16 protein-coding genes and 1 tRNA gene are annotated in these 15,296 nt (G+C 57.4%); 4 read left to right on the top strand and 13 right to left on the bottom strand.

What is annotated here, in order from left to right; all coding sequences use genetic code 11:
• Window positions 1-63: 63 nt before the first annotated feature.
• The 6 genes from EMQ_RS02185 to EMQ_RS02160 form a co-directional block, all read right to left on the bottom strand.
• Window positions 64-849, bottom strand: a complete 786-nt coding sequence (locus EMQ_RS02185; protein ID WP_010667986.1) for a DNA polymerase beta superfamily protein — start codon at window positions 847-849, stop codon at window positions 64-66.
• A 126-nt stretch (window positions 850-975) separates the two neighbouring features.
• On the bottom strand, window positions 976-1,995 hold the full coding sequence (gene moaA, locus EMQ_RS02180) for a GTP 3',8-cyclase MoaA (protein ID WP_010667985.1): 1,020 nt from the start codon (window positions 1,993-1,995) through the stop codon (window positions 976-978).
• Between the two features lie 99 nt (window positions 1,996-2,094).
• Window positions 2,095-2,283 carry a DUF3553 domain-containing protein gene (locus EMQ_RS02175; RefSeq protein ID WP_010667984.1) on the bottom strand — a complete coding sequence of 63 codons (189 nt, stop codon included), beginning with the start codon at window positions 2,281-2,283 and terminating at the stop codon, window positions 2,095-2,097.
• A gap of 12 nt (window positions 2,284-2,295) precedes the next feature.
• On the bottom strand, window positions 2,296-3,705 hold the full coding sequence (gene pgmG, locus EMQ_RS02170) for a phosphoglucomutase/phosphomannomutase PgmG (protein ID WP_010667983.1): 1,410 nt from the start codon (window positions 3,703-3,705) through the stop codon (window positions 2,296-2,298).
• A 1-nt stretch (window position 3,706) separates the two neighbouring features.
• Window positions 3,707-4,585, bottom strand: a complete 879-nt coding sequence (galU, locus tag EMQ_RS02165; protein ID WP_010667982.1) for a UTP--glucose-1-phosphate uridylyltransferase GalU — start codon at window positions 4,583-4,585, stop codon at window positions 3,707-3,709.
• A 241-nt stretch (window positions 4,586-4,826) separates the two neighbouring features.
• Window positions 4,827-4,912: transfer RNA gene (locus tag EMQ_RS02160), tRNA-Leu, on the bottom strand.
• Window positions 4,913-4,988: 76 nt separating this feature from the next.
• Between EMQ_RS02160 and lipB the strand changes: the two genes are divergently transcribed.
• The gene (gene lipB, locus EMQ_RS02155; RefSeq protein ID WP_010668378.1) at window positions 4,989-5,729 is read left to right on the top strand and encodes a lipoyl(octanoyl) transferase LipB; all 741 of its coding nucleotides are present in this window, start codon (window positions 4,989-4,991) and stop codon (window positions 5,727-5,729) included.
• 10 nt (window positions 5,730-5,739) lie between these two features.
• Here the strand turns inward: lipB and EMQ_RS02150 are convergent, their stop codons facing one another.
• A complete protein-coding gene (locus EMQ_RS02150; RefSeq protein ID WP_018308533.1) occupies window positions 5,740-6,993 on the bottom strand; it encodes an MFS transporter in 1,254 nt (417 codons plus the stop codon).
• 78 nt (window positions 6,994-7,071) lie between these two features.
• Window positions 7,072-7,800: a PRC-barrel domain-containing protein gene (locus EMQ_RS02145; protein ID WP_010669033.1), complete on the bottom strand. Its 729-nt coding sequence runs from the start codon at window positions 7,798-7,800 to the stop codon at window positions 7,072-7,074.
• 105 nt (window positions 7,801-7,905) lie between these two features.
• Between EMQ_RS02145 and EMQ_RS02140 the strand changes: the two genes are divergently transcribed.
• On the top strand, window positions 7,906-8,622 hold the full coding sequence (locus EMQ_RS02140) for a response regulator (RefSeq protein WP_010669034.1): 717 nt from the start codon (window positions 7,906-7,908) through the stop codon (window positions 8,620-8,622).
• 30 nt (window positions 8,623-8,652) lie between these two features.
• Window positions 8,653-10,263, top strand: a complete 1,611-nt coding sequence (locus EMQ_RS02135; RefSeq protein WP_018308534.1) for a sensor histidine kinase — start codon at window positions 8,653-8,655, stop codon at window positions 10,261-10,263.
• A gap of 4 nt (window positions 10,264-10,267) precedes the next feature.
• Here EMQ_RS02135 and dnaQ read toward each other — a convergent pair whose 3' ends face one another.
• The 4 genes from dnaQ to EMQ_RS02115 are packed head-to-tail and all read right to left on the bottom strand — an operon-like array spanning window position 10,268 to window position 13,306.
• Window positions 10,268-10,969: a DNA polymerase III subunit epsilon gene (dnaQ, locus tag EMQ_RS02130; protein ID WP_010667574.1), complete on the bottom strand. Its 702-nt coding sequence runs from the start codon at window positions 10,967-10,969 to the stop codon at window positions 10,268-10,270.
• Complete coding sequence (gene coaE, locus EMQ_RS02125) at window positions 10,966-11,568, bottom strand: dephospho-CoA kinase (RefSeq protein WP_010667573.1); 603 nt, start codon at window positions 11,566-11,568, stop codon at window positions 10,966-10,968. The genes dnaQ and coaE overlap by 4 nt, the downstream gene beginning before the upstream one ends.
• Window positions 11,569-11,573: 5 nt before the next feature.
• Window positions 11,574-12,479 carry a shikimate dehydrogenase gene (locus tag EMQ_RS02120; protein ID WP_010667572.1) on the bottom strand — a complete coding sequence of 302 codons (906 nt, stop codon included), beginning with the start codon at window positions 12,477-12,479 and terminating at the stop codon, window positions 11,574-11,576.
• On the bottom strand, window positions 12,479-13,306 hold the full coding sequence (locus EMQ_RS02115; RefSeq protein WP_010667571.1) for an N-formylglutamate amidohydrolase: 828 nt from the start codon (window positions 13,304-13,306) through the stop codon (window positions 12,479-12,481). The genes EMQ_RS02120 and EMQ_RS02115 overlap by 1 nt, the downstream gene beginning before the upstream one ends.
• Window positions 13,307-13,497: 191 nt before the next feature.
• Here EMQ_RS02115 and EMQ_RS02110 point away from each other — a divergent pair, with 191 nt between their 5' ends.
• A complete protein-coding gene (locus EMQ_RS02110) occupies window positions 13,498-14,304 on the top strand; it encodes a transglutaminase-like domain-containing protein (protein ID WP_010667570.1) in 807 nt (268 codons plus the stop codon).
• A gap of 63 nt (window positions 14,305-14,367) precedes the next feature.
• Here EMQ_RS02110 and EMQ_RS02105 read toward each other — a convergent pair whose 3' ends face one another.
• Window positions 14,368-15,132 (bottom strand): glucose 1-dehydrogenase, encoded by a 765-nt coding sequence (locus tag EMQ_RS02105; RefSeq protein WP_010667569.1) that lies wholly within the window; start codon window positions 15,130-15,132, stop codon window positions 14,368-14,370.
• Window positions 15,133-15,296 lie beyond the last annotated feature (164 nt).

Here is a 15,296-nt window from a genome sequence, read left to right as displayed (position 1 = left end):
CCTATCCCTCTGCTTTCCCCGGATGTCGACATCACCCTGATTGCGATGCCATCCCTCCCTGCGTCAGCCGAACCGCCGTATCGTATCAGCCAGAAAACGGTCGAATATACTGTCATCCGGAGCAGGATGTGTCGGCAGCTCAACCGTCTGCAGACGTGCCAGTTCGGCGTTCATGAATATCTGGGACCGAAAACAGGGTGGAGCATCAGAATTTGCGGCGTTTTTCGCTTTTTTCGAAAGAATGACATCCATCTCATTGGTGACTTCTTCACTCAACCCCTCATACAGTACCCGTATGTCTCCTGGAGGTGGGCCATTATCTTCCGCAATCACTTTTCCAGAGAGCGCCGCATACATGGGGGTCAGAAACTCTTCCGTGGTCAGAGTATGGCCCAGTGACCAATTGCCCTGCACGCTGGTCGCGGTTTTGATTTCAGCGGCAAGAGCAGGAGCAGGCTGCCAGACGCGACGCTGCAGAACAGCAAGACGCCTCATCAGATCCACATCGGAACGGTAGACTGCACCACTGTTCAGCCATCTCGTTTCCGTTGCATCCGACTGCTTCATTTTTTCAACGAGATGTCGGATATCCCATCCTGTCAGGGAAAAATCATCCGACGCAGGTAGTTCAACCGTCGCGGGACCGGGAGAAAGTTTCAGATACCAGTCCAGCCGATGCACATAGACGAACATGATTTGGTAAGGGCTGTCCGCAGACTCCATACCCTGCCCTCTCAGACCGGCGTCCATTGCAAGAATGATGCGAGCGTCCAGGGATGTCTCGATTTCTTCAAGAGCTTTCTCAACGATATCCTGAATAACGGGACTGATCCGGCTGCTGACGCTCATTTCCTGCCTCATGTTGTGCATCACGGCATGAGGCACGGAATATATTGAAAAATCACCAATTCCGTGAAAATGCCGTTCGCATCCAATCTCTGTGCGTGTTCGGCATACGTCAACAGTCTGATTGATTTATCCGCCAGTAACACTCATCAGACGGGCTGGTCCCTGCACGTCTGCATCATTATCCGGGATCAGAAAATCATGGCGGAAAGGTTTGCGGGCAAGACTGAGGTCGATAGCCCTGAGAATGTCCTCATCACTTCCGCCGCTCCGCAGAATGGCACGCAGGTCCACAGCATTATCTGATCCAAGGCATGTGTAGAGCTGCCCCGAGCAGGACAGACGCACACGATTACAGCTGTCGCAGAAATTGTGACTCAGTGGCGTAATGAAGCCCAGTTTCTGCCCAGTTTCCGCAACCCGCACATAACGCGCCGGCCCAGCGCCACCAGCGCCATTCGCGGCTTCGAAAGTCCACCGTTTCTGAAGACTAAGCCTGATCGCGTGGAGCGGAAGATACTGGGCGCGCCGGTCTTCGCCAGTCTCGCCCATCGGCATCGTCTCGATCAGACACAGATCAGCGCCGATTTCACCGCACCAGGCAATCAGATCATCAAACTCATCGTCGTTGATCCCCTTCATGGCCACAGTGTTGATGCGGACAGCCAGCCCCGCATCGCGAGCGGCGCGAACACCATCCAGTGTCTGACGCAGGTCACCGCGCCGGGTGATAGCGGAAAAACGCTCAGGCTTCAGGGAGTCCAGACTGACATTAACCCTGCGAACCCCAGCCTTCACCAGAGTATCCGCATAACGGCGCAACTGGCTGCCGTTGGTTGTCAGCGTCAGTTCATCCAATCCCGGCGTGGTGGCGTCAGGCTGTATCCAGCGTCCAAGCGAGAGCAGAAAGCCGCCAATATCGCGTCTGACCAGAGGCTCACCGCCTGTCAGGCGGATCCGCTTCACGCCGTGCTGCATGAAGACTGCACACAGCCGTTCCAGTTCCTCGTATGTCAGAACCTCAGGACGCGGCAGAAACTCCATGTTTTCCGACATGCAGTACACACAGCGCATGTCGCAGCGATCTGTCACCGAAACACGGAGATAGGAGATTTTTCGGCCCTGAATGTCGATTAAACTGGACTGCATAGGTCCTGTATAAACCCGCACGACCCTGCTGGAAAGCGAAACTCCTTGCCGGACAGCCTGATGTGCATGGCACACAGGGCATGATCGCGGAAAATCAGCTCAGATGACGACAAGCGTCACGACACGGGCATCAAGAACTACCTTGCCCATATGCAGGAAATTGACTGTCACCCTGTGGGAGATGGCCGACTGCACCTGCCCGTCGCCCCATTCGGGATGATCGGGATGCCGGACCCATTGGCCCGGCTCCAGAAAGGAGTGAAACGCATCATCCGTCACACGTTTCACCCCTTTTCCTGATCAGTGACCGGCGTTGTCGCCTGAGAAGTCAGGCTTTTCCAGACCGGACAGCTCAAGCTGACGCGTCAGCGCTGCCTTGAGGTTGTCCAGACCGGCTTCGCTCTTGCCTTCGCACCGCGCAACCAGAACGGCCTGCGTGTTGGAAGCGCGGAGCAGCCACCAGCCGTCCGGCGTGTTCACGCGCACACCGTCGATCTCGGACACGTCCGCGCCGTCCTTGCGGAGACGCTCAGCCACTTCCTCAATCACCTTGAACTTGCGCAGATCGTCGCAGTCAAAGCGGATTTCCGGGGTGGAGATTGTCTGCGGCAGAGCCTCGCGGAACGCAGACAGCGGCTCCTTCATGCGGGCGACGATGCCCAGCACCCGGATGGCGGCGTAGATCGCATCGTCAAAGCCGTACCATTTGTCGGCGAAGAAGATGTGACCGGACATCTCACCAGCCAGCGGGGACTTTGTCTCGGCCATCTTCGACTTGATGAGCGAATGACCGGTGCGCCACATCAGCGGCTCACCACCAGCCTTCTTTACTTCGTCGAACAGAACCTGAGACGCCTTCACGTCGGCGATGATCGTGCCGCCGGGATGGTTCTTGAGAACGTCACGCGCCAGCAGAACGAGGATCTGGTCACCCCAGAGGATGCCGCCCTTGTCGTCCACAAGCCCGATACGATCCGCGTCGCCGTCGAAGGCGATACCGAGGTCGGCCTTGTTCTCTTTCACGGAAGCGATGATCTGCTCGAGATTCTTCGCAACCGTCGGGTCCGGATGGTGAGCCGGGAACGTACCGTCGACTTCGCCGTTCAGGATGATGTGCTCACCCGGCAGCTTGTCGAGCAGGGCCGGAAGAATGTCGCCAGCCACGCTGTTGCCGTTGTCCCAGACAACCTTCAGCTTGCGGTCGCCGCCGTCGTAATCCTTCAGAAGGCGTTCGATATACTCTTTCTTGATATCGACGGTTTTCACCGTGCCCTTTGTTTCAGGAACGACATCGCCTTCGCGCGCCAGATGGCCGAGATGCTTGATCTGCTCACCGAAGAACGGCTTGTTGGCCAGCATCATCTTGAAGCCATTGTAGTTGGCCGGGTTGTGGCTGCCCGTGACCATGATCGCGCCGTCCGCCTTCAGCGTGACGGATGCGAAATACAGCATCGGGGTCGGACCACGGCCGATACGGATCACATCAGCACCGGAAGCGACCGCACCGTTGACCAGCGCCTCTTCCAGAGACGGCGAGGACACGCGACCGTCATAACCGATCACGACCGTCTTGCCGCCGTTCTTCAGAACAATGCTGGCGAAGGTGCGGCCGATAGCGAATGCATCTTCGACATTCAGTGTCTTACCGACAATGCCACGGATGTCATATTCACGCAGACTGGTCTGCTCGAAAGTATGTTTGAAGCTCATATCAGACAGCTCCCGTATATTTTTTGAGGAACGTCTTCACATCCGGCGCGAGTTCAGGACGCTCAAGAGCAAAGGCGATCTGGGCTTCAAGGAAGCCGATCTTGTTACCGCAGTCGAATCGGGTGCCTTCATAGCGCAGACCATGGAACGGCGTCTTGCCGAGGGTCTTGGCCATGGCGTCTGTCAGCTGCACTTCACCACCGGCTCCTTTTTCAAGGAGGGACAGGAACGGCATGATGTCCGGGGTCAGGACATAGCGTCCGATGATGGAGAGGTTCGACGGCGCATCTTCCGGCTTCGGCTTTTCGACCAGACCGGTAATTTCGACCAGCTTACCGTCATCCTTCCCCGGCTTCAGGATGCCGTAACGATTGGTGTGCTCGCGGGGAACTTCTTCCACGGCAACCACACTGCCACCCGTCGCGTAATATGCGTCGGCAAGCTGTTTCATGCAGGCGACTTTTCCCTGCACGACATCATCCGGAAGGAGAATGGCAAACGGGTCATCACCGATGAAGCTGCGGGCGCACCAGATCGCATGGCCAAGGCCCAGCGGTTCCTGCTGACGCACAGCAATCAGTGAGCCGGCTTCGATGCTGCTTTGCTCAAGAGCTTTCAGGGCATCGAGCTTGTTTCGCTCGCGGAGCGTATGCTCAAGCTCAAAAGCGACATCGAAATAATCGATGAGAGAATCTTTGCCGCGCCCCGTGATGAGGCAAATTTCTTCAATACCTGCGGCGCGGGCCTCGTCGATCGCATACTGGATCAACGGCTTGTCCACGACAGGCAGCATCTCTTTCGGCATGGCTTTGGTGGCGGGAAGGAATCTGGTTCCAAGTCCGGCAACCGGAAGAACTGCTTTACGTAAAGGCTTGATCACGAAGTAGTACCTTTATCCATGCTACGGAACAGGGCACACGAGCAGACCTCCCGCGCCCAGATGGTGGAGACTCTAAATCGGTCTCGCCACTCTGTTCTAGTGCAGAAGTCTGTTAAAAACGGGGCAAAACGAAAATATTTAACAAAAACAAAGACAGACCACCCCCGCATTTTCTGCAGGGTGGTTTGATTTACATCACTGTCTTTTTTTTGAAAGTAAAACCCTGACTTCAGGGTAACTTTGGTGCGGCCGAGAAGACTCGAACTTCCACAGGGTTTCCCCCACAAGCACCTCAAGCTTGCGCGTCTACCATTCCGCCACGGCCGCCCGTGACAACCAGCCTCATTTGAGTGATACCGGTTGAAGTTGGAGGGGCGTATAACTGATGCTTGAGAATGCTGCAATGTCTGAATGTACGATTCGTGACAAACAACCTGATTTAATTGCCGATACGGCCATTCCACGTGGGGTCGTCCCGGAAAAATTCCGGGCCGACAACGGAATCGTCTGGGAAAGATCGAACGAACTCGTCCCCTATCCGGTGGCTCTCTCCCGCATGGAAGAAACGGTCCGGGAGATTCGCGCTGAGGAGGCGCAGGAGCGAATCTGGCTCCTTGAACATCCGCACCTGTTCACGGCGGGCACATCCGCGAAGGATGCCGATCTTTTCAACCCACGGGGATACCCCACCTATCCCGCCGGACGTGGCGGTCAGTGGACCTATCATGGCCCCGGACAGCGGGTCGCCTATCTGATGATGGATCTGTCGCACCCTCATGGCCCCGTACCTGAGCGTGATCTGCGGGCTTACGTCTCGTTTCTGGAACAGTTGATCATCGCAACACTGGGCCGCCTCGGCGTTAAGGGAGAGCGGCGTGAGGGGCGTGTCGGTGTCTGGGTCGTCGATCCCCGCACTGGAGAAGAAGCCAAGATAGCGGCTCTTGGCGTCAGAGTGACGCGCTGGGTCAGCTGGCACGGAATTTCAATCAATGTTGATCCGGACCTGTCTGCATTCGATGGCATTGTCCCCTGCGGGATCAAAGAGTTTGGCGTCACCAGCCTGAGAAAGCTCGGCGTAACCGCCACGATGGAACAGGTCGACGCCATTCTGGTGGAAGAATGGGATAGGCTCATCGCAGTCTGATGTCGCAGATTCAGGCCTGCTGCATGCCCGGATTATTCAGGCGGGTTTCCCTCATGAGAAAAACAATCAGCAGCAGGCAGATACCTCCCGAGGCGGACAGCAGCAGAAACGCATATCGAAGCGAGTGATCGGCCACGGCTCCCGCCAGCGTCGTGCTGAAACTCGCGCCCAGCCCCATGGCAAGCCCGAGCAGCCCCATGCAGAGGTTGAAATGTCCGGTGCGGCGGGTCAGGTCCGCCGCCACAAGAGGCAGCATGACTCCAAATGATGCCGAGCTGATTCCGTCCAGCATCTGAAATGGCACGACAAGCCAGGGATTGGATGTGCAGCTCAACAGAATGCCGCGTAGCGGAAGCGCCATGAAGGTCAGAATCATCACGGGTTTCCGTCCGACTGTTTCCGCCCAACGCCCGATGCACGGCGACAGGACAGCCCCCAGAAGCTGCGGCGCCAGAATGCAGGCCGCAATGATAATTTCCGCCGAATGACCGGCATCTTTTGTGATCTGTCCCGCCGCCAGTGGCAGCATTGCAGCGTTGGCAAGATGAAAGAACACGACGCACAGTGCGAAAGCGAACAGGCCCGGCTCTTTCAATAGACTGAGATAGGATCGCACCTTTGCCTGCTGGGGATTCTCGCCTTCAGCCAACCCCGAAGCGCTTCGGTCGAGCGGTGTCCCGATCGGCTCGATCATGCGAAGGGCAATCAGACCGGGAGCAGCCATAGCCGCCCCCAGAAAAAACGTCGCCCTCGACGAAATGAAATAGCCAGCGGCTCCCATCAGGCCAGCAGACAGGGCATTGCCGACGGCGGCAAAGCTGGCGTTACGCCCGAAGCGGATACCCAGCGCGCTTCTTGCCTTGTCCGGGTCGCGGGCAATTGCCACAGCGACGACGCCAAGCGTCAGGGCGCTGATGGCCGGATTGAGCGTGCAACTCGCCAGACCATGCAGAACCTCGGCAATTGCGACTGGCAGACGGTCCGGCATGATCGCCATGATGAGGCAGGATGCGATGATGGCGACGATGGACAGTTCGGCAATAAGCCGTTTGTTCCTCAGAGCATCCACAAGCGCGCCAGCGGGCACCTGACTGGCCATCGCCGTGACGGAACCGATCGTCAGGGCAATGCCGATTTCTCCCTGCGTCCAGTGCTGCTCCGTGAGATAGACCGAGACAAACGGACCAAAGGCGGCCTGAAGGTTGGCGACGAAAAAGCTGACCCCATCCAGCCCCATCGTGCTGTTGGGTTTAAGCTTTTTCATGATGTCAGCCTGCCTTTGGCCGCAGACATTCTGTTGCATTGATCACGGCAGGCAGGAATGCGTGCGTCTGCCACGCGTTCACCCGCCAGAAGAGGATGCAGGCGGGGATGGATCTGGATTGGTGGCTGGTTTCACTGAAATCGTTTCAGTCGACGAGGACGTGGAGGCGCCAGCAGGCTGGCCTGAGGCCAGCAGGCGCGGACCTGTGAGGACGGACGCATTCCTGTCCCCTCTTTTATATTCAGGAGCGGATCGAATCACTGCCGCTGAAACCTGCATGATCACGGGGGCCTGCGGATTGCTGTGACTGACCTGAATCAGGTCCGAGGCAACGGCGACACGGCGATTGCCAACGCCAAGAAATCCACCAATATCGATCACCACCGCCTGCATCTCTCCATCAACGTCAATCAGAACGTCAACGATGTGGCCAAGGTTGCCGCCTGTGACGGCCTGCACATCCCGATCAATCAGACTGCCGAGCGATTCAGTTGTGATGATGGCAGCAATAACGGCAGGTTGGGGACTGTCTGAAGCCGGCTTTGCAGGAGGGGCTTCGGGAATATCCAGATCAGGATTGTCGCCCGTTACCGTATCGCGATTCTCTGAAATTGAGTGAGCGGGCTGTGACTGAGCCAAGGCACCGGGAGAAACCACGACCATAAAGGATGCCACGGCGCAGCCCAGACTGGCCGTGAGCAATGCGCCTCGTAGTCGTGGACCACAAGATCCGAAACCATCCATCACATCGCTCTCCAGTCCGTTTATTTTGAAAGATGGCCGTGGGAAACTCTGATCTTGGGACATGATCGACTGCTCGTTCCTGTCGGTCAAATCGTACGACACCTCCCGAAGTGCAACAGAGTGCAACATGGCCTGCACAGGCGGCTTCTGTTGTTTTATAAACGATTCATGGAGCAGACTTCCCATATACTGATCATTGATGATGACCGCGAAATCCGCGATCTTCTGTCAAAATTCCTTGAACGCAACCAGATGCGTGTCACCAGCGTCCGTGACGGGCGTGAAGCCAGACGTGTCTGGGGACAGGGGCATTATCATCTGATCGTGCTCGATCTGATGCTGCCCGGCGAGTCGGGACTGGACCTCGCCCGCTGGTTCCGCAGTCAGGCCAATGTGCCGATCATCATGCTGACGGCGATGAATGAAGAAACGGACCGTATCATCGGTCTGGAACTCGGCGCAGATGATTATGTCACCAAGCCGTTCAATCCCCGGGAACTGCTGGCCCGTATCCGCGCGGTGCTGCGTCGTGTCAGCGAAAGTCAGGAACAGGGCTCGACCGAAGCGCGTGAAATCCTTTTTGCGGGCTGGCGACTGGAACTTGCCCGTCGCCGCTTGCTGAATCCCGATGGGGCGGAAGTCTCCCTCACGGGTGGCGAGTACGACCTGCTTCTGGCTCTTCTGGAGCGGCCTAACCGGGTGCTTACCCGCGACATGCTGCTTGACCTCCTGCGTGGCAGACAGGCCGGTCCTTTCGATCGGGCGATCGACGTGGCCGTCAGCCGCCTGCGACGCAAGCTGGAGGATGACGGGCGCAATGCCCAGCTTATCAAGACGGTGCGCGGCGGGGGTTATGTGCTGGCCGCTGATGTCGAGCGCCGCTGATATGGCGGACCTGTCGGCGCTACGGACGCTGTGAACCGACATTTTCCCCAGAATTGGCACGTCCGGTTTCTGCCGCGCTCTCTTGCGGCACGGATGAGTCTGCTTCTGACCGTGGGTTTCGTGGGACTGGCTGTCATGGGGCTCGTGGTCGAGACCATGGACAGAATCACGTTCCATGAACGGTTCGTCGCGCATCAGGATCTGCTTCGCACCCTGATGATCTATCGTTCAGTCGCGGAAGACCCTCCTGCAGAACGGGATCAGGAATTGCGGGAGCTGGATCCTCCGTCCAGCTTTTCCGTACGCCTCGCTGATGAGCCTGACATGGACATGGTCCGGCAGGAAAGCTGGCTGGAGTTCCAGAAGCTGTTTTTTGTCCCTGAAGGTTTCAGGAACAGTCCACTTGATGACATGGCGGGTCCAGGAGGGCCGCACCCTGGGCCTCCTCCCTTTCAATTACGCTTCTTTCGAAACGGCACGCACGCACCTTTATTTGGCGGAGGAGGCGGTGGCCCTCCTGAACTCTGTCATGACCTGACACATCAGGGGCCCGACGGCAGTTTTAACGGGGAGCCACAACATTCTGCCGATCCCCAATGCCTCGGACCGTCTCTTGAACAGCGTCGCCTGAAAGACCTGCTGTTTCCCTTCCCACCCAAGCGCGTGGCATGGCTGCCGGATCACAGAAAACGCTACCGGGGACTGGCTTTTCAGTTGCCCAATGATACGCGATGGCTGGTCATTCGTTATCGCCTGCCTGCGCCCAATCCGTTCAACTCAGCAACCTTCCCACTGGCGCTCGGCCTGATGACGGTTGGCAGTGGCCTGCTGATTGTCTGGGGCGTCAGACGCCTGCTTTTGCCGGTCCGCACACTGTCCGCCGCAGCCGCCGCTTTTGCGCCTGATGCCGCCTCACCTCCGTTGTCCGAGGAAGGACCGCTGGAAGTGGCTCAGGCCGCCGCCGCCTTCAATGCGATGGCAGCCCGTATCCGGCGATTCATTTCGGAACGAACACGCATTCTTTCTGCGGTCGGTCATGATCTCCGGACCCCTATCACGCGGATGAAATTACGGGCCGAGTTCATTGAAGACGATGAAATGCGGGAAAAATTCCTTCATGACATCAATGAATTGATGTGCCTTGTTGAAGCAACGCTTGAATTCAGCAAGGACAGCTCAGCCAGTGAGCCCCTGATCACGCTGGACCTGCATGCGCTCTTACAAACAGTTGTTGATGATGTTGCCGAGAGTCGCCCGGCGGATGCCGACCGGATCATTCTGGCCGACTTCAATGGAACGGTGATGACAAAAGGCCGCCCGATGGGACTGAAACGGGCCTTCACCAACCTGATCAATAACGCCGTCAATTACGGTGGCAACGCGATGGTGACTATCCGCCCGCCGCGTAATGGACGGGTGACCGTAACGGTTGAGGATGACGGTCCCGGCTTGCCGAAAGACGATCTGGAGCGGATGTTCGAAGCGTTCGTGCGGGGCGAGGAAAGCCGTAACAGGGAAACTGGCGGCACCGGTCTGGGGCTGGCCATCACCCGGACGATCATTCGTGGTCAGGGCGGCGATGTGGTGCTGCACAACCGCAAACCGAATGGACTTCGGGCGGTCGTGACGCTCGTCGCCTGAAAGATCAGGCATCCGTTTTCTCGCCTGCAGTCCAGACAGGATCAGACAGTTTTCCAACAAAAGCAGCATGGGCCGCCAGTGTCTCTGCACTCGGCTGTATCAGAACGGGCGTTCTCGTTCCCGGTCCCGGTCCCGTGTAACGTGCAACCGGTGAGTCATTGCCGTCCTCTCCGCCCAGTCCCAGCCCATGCTGACGACCGCCCATGAGTTCGACATAGACATCGGCCAGCAGTTTGCAGTCGAGCAGAGCGTTATGGGTCGTGCGCTCTGACAGGTCGATGCCATACCGGCGACACAGCGCATCGAGACTGTTGGGCATGCCGGGGAAGCGTTCCCGCGCCAGTTCCAGCGTATCGACCTTGCGTGAGGGATCGAGAGGCGGTCTGCCAGCACGCTCCATCTCGGCGTTGATAAACCCGAAATCGAAGCTTGCGTTGTGGGCAATCAGCTCATCATCACCAATGAATTCCAGAAAATCATCGGCAATAGCGGCAAATTTCGGCTTCCCCTCCAGATCGGACCGCGTGAAGCCATGCACACGGGATGCCTCTTCCGGAATATCGCGCTCCGGGTCGATCAGCACATGAAACGCCTTGCCGGTCGGCAGATCGCCTAACAGTTCAAGCGCCGCGATTTCAATCACACGGTCGCCTTTGGTCGGCTCAAGCCCCGTAGTTTCCGTATCGAACAGAACCGAGCGTTTCATGCGCGCATTTCCCTGATCAGTGCCCTCACCTCGCGCCTTGTATCAGCCATCGACAGTCCTGTGCGAATTACCACATCCGCACGCCGCCGTTTTTCGTGGTCTGGCATTTGTCGGGCGATCATTCTCTGCGCCTCCGCAGGTGTCATGCCTCGTCTGCGGGCAATCCGGGCGACCTGCGTACGGCGTGGCGCTGAAACGACAGCGACCTTGTCACAATGTTTTTCTCCGCCTGTCTCGAACAGCAGAGGAACATCAATGACGACCCAGTCCGCTCCCCGACGACGACATCGTTTGAAAAACCGATCACGGGCTGCAAACACCAGAGGATGAATGATTTTCTCAAGCTGCTTGATCAGATCAGGGTGCGCCATCACAGCTTTTCTGAGTTCCAGCCGATCCAGTGAAAGCTGACCATGCGCGTTTTTCAACAACGCAGCCGGAATGAGCTTTCCAATCGGAAGAACGGCTGCGCCACCCGGCCCCTGAAGACGATGCACGGTGGCGTCTGAATCAAAAACCGGGAAACCGGCGCGACTGAGCATACGGGCCACCGTCGTCTTGCCCATGCCAATTCCGCCAGTAAGACCCAGGACTTTCATGGGAATCAGCGTTTGTTCAGAGCGGCGCGAATATACGCGGCCGTGGCTTCATCGACCTCTGTGTCTGCGCCGAACCATGCCTTGAAGCCAGGACGTGCCTGATGCAGCAGCATCCCCAACCCGCCTGATGTTGTCAGTCCCCGTTCTTTGGCCGCTTTAAGAAATAGCGTTTCCTGCGGGACATACACGATGTCCGAGACGACCAGATGACTGGACGCCCTACTGAGATCCGGCGTCCAGTCTGGAGCGGGGCCGCCCTGCATCCCCAGCGAGGTAGTGTTCACCACCAACGCCAACTCGCTCAGCTGCTCTTCCCACTTATCCCACGCGACAGTGGAAAGCCGGGGCGCATCACCTTTCGGGAAATGGCGCCGCCATGCCGCGTCGAGTTCGTTTGCGAGCCCATCGGCACGCTCGGCAGTCCGATTGGAGAAAATGACCTGAAAGCCTTTCTCCAGCAGGCTTGTCGCGATGGAACGCGCAGCCCCGCCCGCTCCGAGCAGCAGCGCCGGTCCCCGGTTGGCCAACGCCGTCACATCAATTCCGTCCGCTTCAAGGTTCGCAATATAGCCAAACCCATCTGTGGAGGAGCCGTGGATGGTGCCATCCTCACGGAACACCAGCGTGTTGACCGACCCTGCGATGCGGGCCATTGGGTCCACCTCGTCAGCGATGGCGAAAGCCGCTTCCTTATGAGGAATGGTGACGTTGGCACCCCTGAAGCCCGATGCCTGCAAGCCTTTGACGGCTGTGACAAAGACGTCCGGAGCGACGGACAGCGGCACATAGGCACCGTCAATTTCCTTGCGGGCAAGCCAGTAATTATGCAGCACGGGTGACAGGGAATGCGTCACCGGGTGACCGATCACACCGGCCAGTTTCGCTTTGCCGGTAATGCGGAACTCACTCATTACTCTGCTTCCGTGGTGGGGTGGCTGCCATACTGCTCATGATAGCGCTTCATGGCTTCAGGCAGAATGCGAGCGAGCCGCTCCGCCCATTCCTTCTGACCGGGTTCAGCCGTGATCAGATCCTGCCGGATTTCGATCTCCACATGAGGGATCTTGCGACGCTCCCCATGCACAGGAACCGTGTAATCGCTCGTGTCCGTCAGTTCGTAGGGCTCATTGTCTCCGACGGTCAGACCTTCCTCGCTCAGACAGTCGATGATGATCCGTCCGAAACGCGGGTCATGATTATGCAGCACGCCGCAGTGCCAAGGCCGTCTGAAATTCTGCATCTCTGGCGTGAAACTATGCAGGGCGATCAGAAAAGTCTCGATGCCTTCATCTTCACGCCGATCCAGTTCCTCACCGATACGGGTGTGATAGGGATCAAAGATGGCCTGTGTGCGAAGTGCGGCTTCCGTCGCGCTCACATTCTGATTGGCTGGCACAGGTGTCCCGTCACTAATGGTCACGATGGCGGTCTCATGGCCCGGCGCACGGTTGCAGTCGATTACAAGCCGTGAATAGCTCTGCTCGATCAACAAGGCACCGGTCAGATCGGCCAGCGTCCGCCCCACCCCGTCAATGCCGATATCCCAGCCAATATGTCTGGCCCGCTCCTCTTCCGGCACACCCAGATCTCCCAGAACAGACGGAATGGCCTGTCCCGCATGGTCACTGACAAGCAGCAAAGGCGACCGGGGATCGGTTCCTCCATGCACGATCACAGGTGACGGATCTTCGGGCGTCAGAAATGACGAGGAAGAAAGCTGGGAACGGTTATCGGTCATCGATTTTTCATACCCGGGTTGGGACGGTTGGCTGTCCGGACTCACACAAGCCATGCCTTTCTTCAAGGGCAGACAGTAATTTCTTCAAGAGAACTGTAGCACCTGAAGATCGTTACAGACTAGGATCGTGTCTGCTGTTGCTAGAAACACCATTGCTGCATTTGTTACGACCCGAAAAGGAAAGAGAATTCATGGAAATCAGAGCCGGATACGACATTTCCATAGACTTTCCTGCGCCAACGCCTCTGGTTCTGATGCTCGATATTCGTCCGGAGCGGGAAAATGATCTGCTGACACCTCAGCGAGCCTCAATCGATCCCTTCGTCCCGGTACAGCGCTATATCGACGGGTTTGGTAACCGTTGCACACGCCTCCTTGCGCCCGCAGGACGGTTCCGTACATGGGTTGACTTTACGATTTATGACAGCGGCCTGCCGGAAAAACAGGGATGGGGCGTAGAGCAGACCCCCGTGGAATACCTGCCCTCCGATCTGCTCGTTTTCCTGTTGGGCAGCCGCTACTGTGAGACGGATGTGCTGTCGGAATTCGCATGGTCCATGTTCGGGCATATTGCTCCCGGCTGGGGGCGTGTACAGGCCATTGTCGATTATGTGCACAATCACATCAAATTCAATTACGCCAATGCCCGCTGCACACGCACAGCATGGGAAGGATGGAGTGAAGGCACGGGCGTCTGCCGTGATTTCGCGCATCTGGCTGTCACGCTCTGCCGCTGCATGAACATTCCGGCCCGCTACTGCACAGGCTATCTGGGCGATATCGGTGTGCCGCTTTTACCCGATCCAATGGATTTTTCGGCGTGGTTCGAGGTGTGGATGGATGGGAGCTGGTACACGCAGGATGCGCGTCACAATGAGCCGCGTATCGGTCGGATTGTCATTGCACGAGGGCGCGATGCGGCTGACGTGGCGATTTCCACGTCGTTTGGTCCGCACATGCTGTCGTCATTCAATGTGACAACACTGGAAGTCGGCTAATTCATTTTCTGACGAGATTAACGCCCGCTGATGCTACGACACAGCGGGCGTCAGATCTGCTCGTTACTGAGCGGTGTAACCACCGTCGATCACCAGTTCGCTCCCCGTCATGAACTTGGATTCATCGGATGCGAGGTAGAGAATGCCGTAAGCAATATCGTCCGGCTCACCAAGATGACCGAGCGGATGCAGATCCACCAGCTTCTGTCTGGCTTCAGCTTGCTCATTGGTGAGACCAGCCACCATCGGCGTCCAGATATAACCCGGATGCACCGAGTTTACGCGGATCGCATAGCCGGATTTGGCGCAGTGCAGCGCGGATGATTTGGTGAACAGGCGCACACCGCCCTTGCTGGCGTTGTAGGCGGCCAGCGTCGGATCACCGACCAGTCCCTCGATCGAGGACAGGTTGACGATCGACCCGCCCTTGCCATGCTTGCGCATGCCTTCAATGGCGTATTTCGTGCCGAGGAACACACCGTCGAGGTTGATTGAAATCACACGCTGCCAATGCGCGAGATCGGTGCTCTCCACGGTGCCCGTGTAAGCGATGCCCGCATTGTTGACGGCAATATCCAGTTTTCCGAATTTTGCGATCGTTGCGTCGATCGCCGCTTTCCAGTCAGCTTCCTTGCTGACGTCGAGCTTGACGAACAGCGCCTTGCCGCCTGCCGCCTCGATTTCCGCAACGGCCTTCTGACCGTCTTCCTCTTTCAGGTCGCCGATAACAACAGACGCGCCTTCCTTTGCCAGAAGCATGGCGGTCGCCTTGCCGATGCCCGAAGCCGCACCACTGATAATCGCTACTTTTCCTGCTACGCGTGCCATGTGCGTTCTCCCCTGAAGGCAGATGTGAACAGCAGATGTTTGACCTGCGAGCGCAACAAGCACGCAACTCGACGGTCGGCTCCATGATTTTCGTCAATTTCACGATATTAAACTTTTGTATCTTATGGATTGTTCACATAAAAACACAGCATTTTCAGCGGAAT

It is taken from the genome of Acetobacter aceti NBRC 14818, assembly GCF_000193495.2.
Classification (GTDB): Bacteria; Pseudomonadota; Alphaproteobacteria; order Acetobacterales; family Acetobacteraceae; genus Acetobacter; species Acetobacter aceti.
This window is presented reverse-complemented; position numbering and strand designations above follow the sequence as displayed.

What these genes read in the sequence shown, in the direction of transcription:
- EMQ_RS02110 (WP_010667570.1), top strand. Translation starts at nt 13,498, where the DNA reads ATGGAAATCAGAGCCGGATACGACATTTCCATAGACTTTCCTGCGCCA.
- dnaQ (WP_010667574.1), bottom strand. Translation starts at nt 10,969, where the DNA reads ATGAAACGCTCGGTTCTGTTCGATACGGAAACTACGGGGCTTGAGCCG.
- moaA (WP_010667985.1), bottom strand. Translation starts at nt 1,995, where the DNA reads ATGCAGTCCAGTTTAATCGACATTCAGGGCCGAAAAATCTCCTATCTC.
- pgmG (WP_010667983.1), bottom strand. Translation starts at nt 3,705, where the DNA reads ATGAGCTTCAAACATACTTTCGAGCAGACCAGTCTGCGTGAATATGAC.
- coaE (WP_010667573.1), bottom strand. Translation starts at nt 11,568, where the DNA reads ATGAAAGTCCTGGGTCTTACTGGCGGAATTGGCATGGGCAAGACGACG.
- EMQ_RS02185 (WP_010667986.1), bottom strand. Translation starts at nt 849, where the DNA reads ATGAGCGTCAGCAGCCGGATCAGTCCCGTTATTCAGGATATCGTTGAG.
- EMQ_RS02150 (WP_018308533.1), bottom strand. Translation starts at nt 6,993, where the DNA reads ATGAAAAAGCTTAAACCCAACAGCACGATGGGGCTGGATGGGGTCAGC.
- EMQ_RS02115 (WP_010667571.1), bottom strand. Translation starts at nt 13,306, where the DNA reads ATGACCGATAACCGTTCCCAGCTTTCTTCCTCGTCATTTCTGACGCCC.
- EMQ_RS02140 (WP_010669034.1), top strand. Translation starts at nt 7,906, where the DNA reads ATGGAGCAGACTTCCCATATACTGATCATTGATGATGACCGCGAAATC.
- EMQ_RS02105 (WP_010667569.1), bottom strand. Translation starts at nt 15,132, where the DNA reads ATGGCACGCGTAGCAGGAAAAGTAGCGATTATCAGTGGTGCGGCTTCG.
- lipB (WP_010668378.1), top strand. Translation starts at nt 4,989, where the DNA reads ATGTCTGAATGTACGATTCGTGACAAACAACCTGATTTAATTGCCGAT.
- EMQ_RS02120 (WP_010667572.1), bottom strand. Translation starts at nt 12,479, where the DNA reads ATGAGTGAGTTCCGCATTACCGGCAAAGCGAAACTGGCCGGTGTGATC.
- EMQ_RS02145 (WP_010669033.1), bottom strand. Translation starts at nt 7,800, where the DNA reads ATGTCCCAAGATCAGAGTTTCCCACGGCCATCTTTCAAAATAAACGGA.